This is a genomic window from Dehalococcoidia bacterium, assembly GCA_035574915.1.
In the GTDB taxonomy this organism is placed as follows: domain Bacteria; phylum Chloroflexota; class Dehalococcoidia; order DSTF01; family WHTK01; genus DATLYJ01.
Window position 1 is genome coordinate 1 of the sequence record DATLYJ010000134.1, and the last position, 4,825, is coordinate 4,825.

Consider the following 4,825-nt stretch of genomic DNA (forward strand, 5'->3'; position numbering starts at 1 on the left):
GAGATCTGCGACAACTGCGGGCGCGACCTCGCCGGCCTCGACATCCCGGGCGCCGTGCTCGACCCCGGTGTCAGCTTCGTCTACGAGGAGCTTTCGAAGCTGCCGCGCAAGCCTCCGCTCAAGGTCAGCGTCACCGACCCCGTCGGCCGCGCCGTGCGCCACATGCAGCACGAGGGCGCCGACTGCCTCCTGGTGATGGACGGCGACAGCCTCGCCGGCATCATCACCCTCTGGGACGTCCTGCATAAGGTCGCCGGCCCCGACCGCGACCTCAACGCCATCACCTGCGGCGAGATCATGACCGCAGACCCCGTCTTCCTCCGCGAGGACGACAACATCGGCGTGGCCATCAACAAGATGTCCGTCGGCGGCTTCCGCCACATCCCCCTGCTCGAGGGCGGCACGCCGATCAGCGTCGTCAGCATCAACGACGTCTTTCAGCACATCTCGGCGAACCTCGTCTGAGGAAGTAGGGGGCAGGAACGGGCGGCGCCCGCTTCCTGCTCGCTGTTTCCTTGACGATAATGCGCGCAATGCGCTCTCCCTGGGAACGCCCGCGCGAAGGCGAGACGCCGCCTCCGACCTACTGGCTCCGGCCCGGAGACGCTGCCCCCTTAGTAGACGCCCCTGTACCGGTCCCGCCGGCGCCACCCGCCCCCGCCGGCCCCGGGTCTGGTGCCCGGCCCGCGGAGCTCACCGCCTGGGAGCACCTCCTCGCGGTCCTGGTCGCGCTCGGGGGCGGCGTGCTGGGCGTGCTGGGAGCGCTCGTCCAGGAGGTGCAGGCCGGGGCCTTCGTGTTCGTCGCCGCCGGTATCATCGAGGAGGCGCTGAAGCCCTCCGGCATCTACATCCTGCTCGTCAGGTGGCCCCGCCTCCTCGCCGACCGCTACTACACGGCCTGCCTCACCGCGCTCTCCGGCCTCGTCTTCGGCCTCATCGAGGCGGCCGCCTATATCCTCGTCTACTTCCCGGAGGGCGGACCCGGCTTCGTCACCTACCGGCTCACGGTGCCGCTGATGATGCACACGGGGGCCAGCTTCATCTTCGGCCTCGGGATCAAGCGGGAACTGGTCGACTGGGCGAACGGCCTGGCGCCCTTCCCGAAAGACAGCAAGCGCTACATGCTCACGGCGATGGCGTTGCACGCGGGGTTCAACCTGGCGGTCGTCGTCCTCGCCATCGTCGGAGTGCTGGCGTTCGAGGATAAGTAGGGCTAGGGGAACGGGTCCCAGGGGCCGCGGACCTTCGAGCCGCCGGTCTGGATGATCCTGGCGTGGTGCGAAGCGCCGCTGTCCTCGGTGACGTTCGTGATCTTCAGGCACAGCGTGCCGCTCGCCGGCGGGACAGCGCCAGTGGGAGTCAGGTTCACGACTGCGGTCATCGTGGCGGCGCCGTTCGGGAGTATGTCGAAGGTGCCGCTGCTCGCGATGACGGTGCCGGCCAGAGAGAGGTCGGCCATGAGGGTGGCGCTCTGGAACGGGTTGCTGACGTCGACTACCAGGGTGAGCGTCCAGCCGGAGGCGCTCGCCTTCACTGTCGACGCGTAGCACCAGGTGGCGAACTCGAAAGGCGGGTTGGTCGCGGACTCGACGCGGCAACCGCCGGCCGCACCGGACGTCACGAGGCTGTTGGTGGTCGCCTCGCAGGAGTCGCTGGTAGTGCCGGAGGACTTCAGGAAGAGGTCGTCGGGACTGATCGGCGACTCGATCAGCACCTGCTTGGTGCCGCTGAAGGGAGATGTCCAGTTGTGGATCACGCTCTGGACCTTGTAGCAGTAGGTGCCCTGCGCCAACCCTGTGTCGGCGAAGCTTGCAGGGGACTCGGGCACGGTGGCGACGACGGCGAAGCTGCCGGCGTCCGCGCAGGCGGCGCTCTTGCGGTGGATGCGGATGTGCGTGGCGGCGTCGCCGGCAGTGGTCCAGGTGAGCGTAACGGTGCCTGGCTCCACAGCCGGGTTGGCGACCGCGCTGCTCAACGTGGGCGCCGAGAGGAACGTGGCGTTGATCGTGTTGTTGGCGTCGGCCTCGAAATCGGCGTAGAAGGCCCAGCTGTCGAGCAGACGCGAAGTGCCGCCCGCGCCCGCCCAGGAAGCGAGCACGCCGGCGGCCAGCGCCAGCAGCAGCCAATTACGCAGCCGAGCCAATTCCACTCCTCGTTTTCGACTTCGACTTCAAGAGCGACCTAGCTTTGATGGCAAGCAGACCGAGGGGAATGAGCGTCAACAAGAACAACGGGCCGCGCCCCGTACCGTTTCTCGGCGGGGAGGGCTTGCGCCGCTCCCTCAACATTTCGGACAGGCCGAGCCCGAGTTCCCGGAGCTCGATGGCGACGATCAGCAGCGTGGGCAGGACCATCAGCAGGATGAAGCCGGTGGTCGTGCGCAGCTGCTGCACTACGTGGCCGACGTAAGGCAGGGCGAAGACCACGCGCCCGACGATACGGTTCGGCGTCACGATCGCCGCGTCGGGCTCCTCATTGGCGTCCCCCTTCGTGCGGTACGCGGGCCGGCCGTCGTACTCCGTGACCTCGACGACGCGGTGGGTGATGAGCAGGTCCTTGTTCATCACCGAGCGGAAGGTGATCACGTCGCCCGGCCGCACGTCCGACATGCGCACCGGCGCAACCACGATAGCGGCGCCGGCGGGCATGTCAGGACTCATGCTCCCACTGCGCAGGATCCCGTAACGCCAGCCGAGCAAGTGAGGCGTCAGCATGACCGCGACGACGGCGCACAGCACCAGCACCAGGGCGGCGCTGCTGCCCCAGTCCAGGGCCCGGAGGCCATATCGCGTGAGCGTGCGTTCTTTCGCCATCACCGGCTTGGCTCTCCCCACTCGCTACTAGGTCGCCCCAACCGGGTGGCAGCGGCTGGGCGAGGCGTCGGTCTGCTGGCTCAGCCCGAAGTGGAAGTCGATGCTGAGACCGTCGCCCTGGGTGTTGTTGGCGATGCTGCTCGAGACCTGGAAGGTCAGCGAGAGCACGCGGCCGTCTTCGTTCGCGGCGGAGTCGGCGTCGAGAGCGACACAGCCTGCCGCGACGATATCTGCCAGCGTGGCGACGGCGCCGAAGGGGCAGCTCCCGCCGGCGAACGAGCATGCCGTGACGGCGATGTCCGCCGCGCTCAGGTTGGCAGCCCCGTTGCAGTTCTCCGTCGTGCACGTATCCGCGACCTGCGTGACGTGAACCTCGACGTCGAGGTGCAGGTCGTTGAGGGAGCCGGCCATGTTCAGCGTGATGGCACAGGCGGACAGCGCCTGGCCGGGAGCGACCCCCGCATAATCGCATGAGGACACCGTGGAGCCGATGACGAGGTCGGCAGTGCCAGCGGTGATCGTGTTACCGGTATCCGTCTCGACGTCCGAGAAAAACGCCCCGGAGCCGAGGGTGAACAGGCCGCCGGCGAGGCCAATGACCAGCAGTGGGAATAAGATCCTGCGCATCCTTGCTTCTCCAATCAGCCTTGAGCTGTCAGCGTCCAGCTTTCAGGCCCTTGTCCGGCTCTCGGAGCCGGCTTCCGGTCCCTTTGGTTTGCCCTGTTGTGTCCTTAACCGTGATCACCTCCCTGTGCTTCGCCTACTCGGGCGACTTTGCCGTAAAGATCATCGTGGCGTTGACCGACTGGCCCTGGTACTGGTTGCCCGCGGGCCAGGGGAAGAAGACCTCCATGCAGAGCACTTCGCTCTCACCGACGTCAAGGAAACGGTCGCCGGGCGCGACCTCGACCGTGGGGTCGCCGAACTTGTTCCCGCTCGCGAAGTCACCGTCGTACAGGACCGTGCCGACCTGGTCGCCCGTCAGGGGCAAGAAGTCCCCGGAGGGCGAAGGCGGCGGGCCTGGGTAGTTGCAGGAGGTGCCGACTCGAAGGTAGATGCGGAGCCGCAACGCGCGCGCGAAGGCGCCACTGCCGCTGGTGTTGAAGCTGAGCGAGTAGTTGAACGCGACCTCCCCGATGTTCGAAACGATGATGCCGCCCGTAGTGTAGGCGCCGGGCGCAGCGAATCCCGGGATACTGAGGTGACTGTTGGCCCCGATCGGGCTCGCTTCCTCCGTGACCGGTGTCGGGGTCGGAGGCCCTGCCGTGCGGGTCGGCCGCGGCGTGGTCGAAGGTCCGGGGGTGGCCGATGGTGCCGGGCTGCCCGGCGGAGTCGGGGTGACGGTGACGCCCGGGGGCGCGGAGGTGCGCGTCGGCGTCGGCGCCGCGCCCCCTCCGCCGCCCGGGCCGCCACCGCCGGGCGGTTCGAGGGGCGAGGTGCCGATAGAGACTCCGCTGCGAGGCGCGCCGGTGGCGGTCGCGGCTGGCTGCGCCGACGGGGCGCTGGCCTGTGGCTCGGAGGCTTCGCCCAGGACCTGGGACGAGATCGCTGGCCCCGGCGCGCGGCCGGATGCAGCCGGCCGCGGCGTAGGAGCCGGCGACGGCTCGGGGGCGGCTGGCTCTTCCGCGGGGGTAGAGGTCTCATTTACCCCGATCGTGACCTGGGACGTGGAAAGCACGGCCAGCTTGCCCGTCTCCTCCTGGGTAGCGCGGATGTAGAAGTAGCCGCCAAGGAGCGTGGCCAGGATGAGCAGGCTGAGGATGCTCATCGCTACCCTCTCCCGCCTTCGGGCCCGCAGCTCCCGTTCCTGATAGCTCATCGGCGGCCTCCGCGGCGCCGCAGGGCGGAAACGATGGCGTAGCCGACGCCGGGCGCCATTGCCAGCAGCATGGGCAAGCCGGGGTCGAAGCCTCCCGCGACGCCTTCTTCGATCGGTGTGATACCGATGTCAGGGCGCGGCGGCGGGGTGGGCGCGACCGTGGGTGCTATCGTCGGCTCCGGAAACTCTGGCT

7 protein-coding genes are annotated in these 4,825 nt (G+C 68.4%); 2 read left to right on the forward strand and 5 right to left on the reverse strand.

The features are described from left to right. Both VNN10_12585 and VNN10_12590 read left to right on the forward strand, forming a co-directional pair. A partial coding sequence (locus tag VNN10_12585; protein ID HXH22855.1) for a CBS domain-containing protein occupies positions 1 to 465 on the forward strand: 465 nt, incomplete at its 5' end. Between the two features lie 68 nt (positions 466 to 533). Further along, positions 534 to 1,211 (forward strand): PrsW family glutamic-type intramembrane protease, encoded by a 678-nt coding sequence (locus tag VNN10_12590; protein ID HXH22856.1) that lies wholly within the window; start codon positions 534 to 536, stop codon positions 1,209 to 1,211. A gap of 2 nt (positions 1,212 to 1,213) precedes the next feature. On the opposite strand, the gene VNN10_12595 is transcribed toward VNN10_12590, so the two are convergent. The 5 genes from VNN10_12595 to VNN10_12615 form a co-directional block, all read right to left on the reverse strand. Further along, entirely contained in the window at positions 1,214 to 2,143 is a 930-nt protein-coding gene (locus VNN10_12595; GenBank protein ID HXH22857.1) for a hypothetical protein, read from the reverse strand. Next, on the reverse strand, positions 2,127 to 2,813 hold the full coding sequence (locus tag VNN10_12600; protein ID HXH22858.1) for a signal peptidase I: 687 nt from the start codon (positions 2,811 to 2,813) through the stop codon (positions 2,127 to 2,129). Before VNN10_12600 ends, VNN10_12595 begins: the two co-directional genes overlap by 17 nt. Positions 2,814 to 2,840: 27 nt before the next feature. After that, a complete protein-coding gene (locus VNN10_12605; GenBank protein HXH22859.1) occupies positions 2,841 to 3,440 on the reverse strand; it encodes a SipW-dependent-type signal peptide-containing protein in 600 nt (199 codons plus the stop codon). A gap of 133 nt (positions 3,441 to 3,573) precedes the next feature. Beyond that, a complete protein-coding gene (locus tag VNN10_12610; GenBank protein ID HXH22860.1) occupies positions 3,574 to 4,632 on the reverse strand; it encodes a hypothetical protein in 1,059 nt (352 codons plus the stop codon). Beyond that, positions 4,629 to 4,825 (reverse strand): hypothetical protein (locus VNN10_12615; GenBank protein HXH22861.1); only part of this gene is annotated, 197 nt, incomplete at its 5' end. The genes VNN10_12610 and VNN10_12615, both read right to left, overlap by 4 nt.

Coding starts and splice junctions, on each gene's coding strand:
- VNN10_12600 (HXH22858.1), bottom strand. CDS start 2,813: ATGGCGAAAGAACGCACGCTCACGCGATATGGCCTCCGGGCCCTGGAC.
- VNN10_12590 (HXH22856.1), top strand. CDS start 534: ATGCGCTCTCCCTGGGAACGCCCGCGCGAAGGCGAGACGCCGCCTCCG.
- VNN10_12610 (HXH22860.1), bottom strand. CDS start 4,632: ATGAGCTATCAGGAACGGGAGCTGCGGGCCCGAAGGCGGGAGAGGGTA.
- VNN10_12605 (HXH22859.1), bottom strand. CDS start 3,440: ATGCGCAGGATCTTATTCCCACTGCTGGTCATTGGCCTCGCCGGCGGC.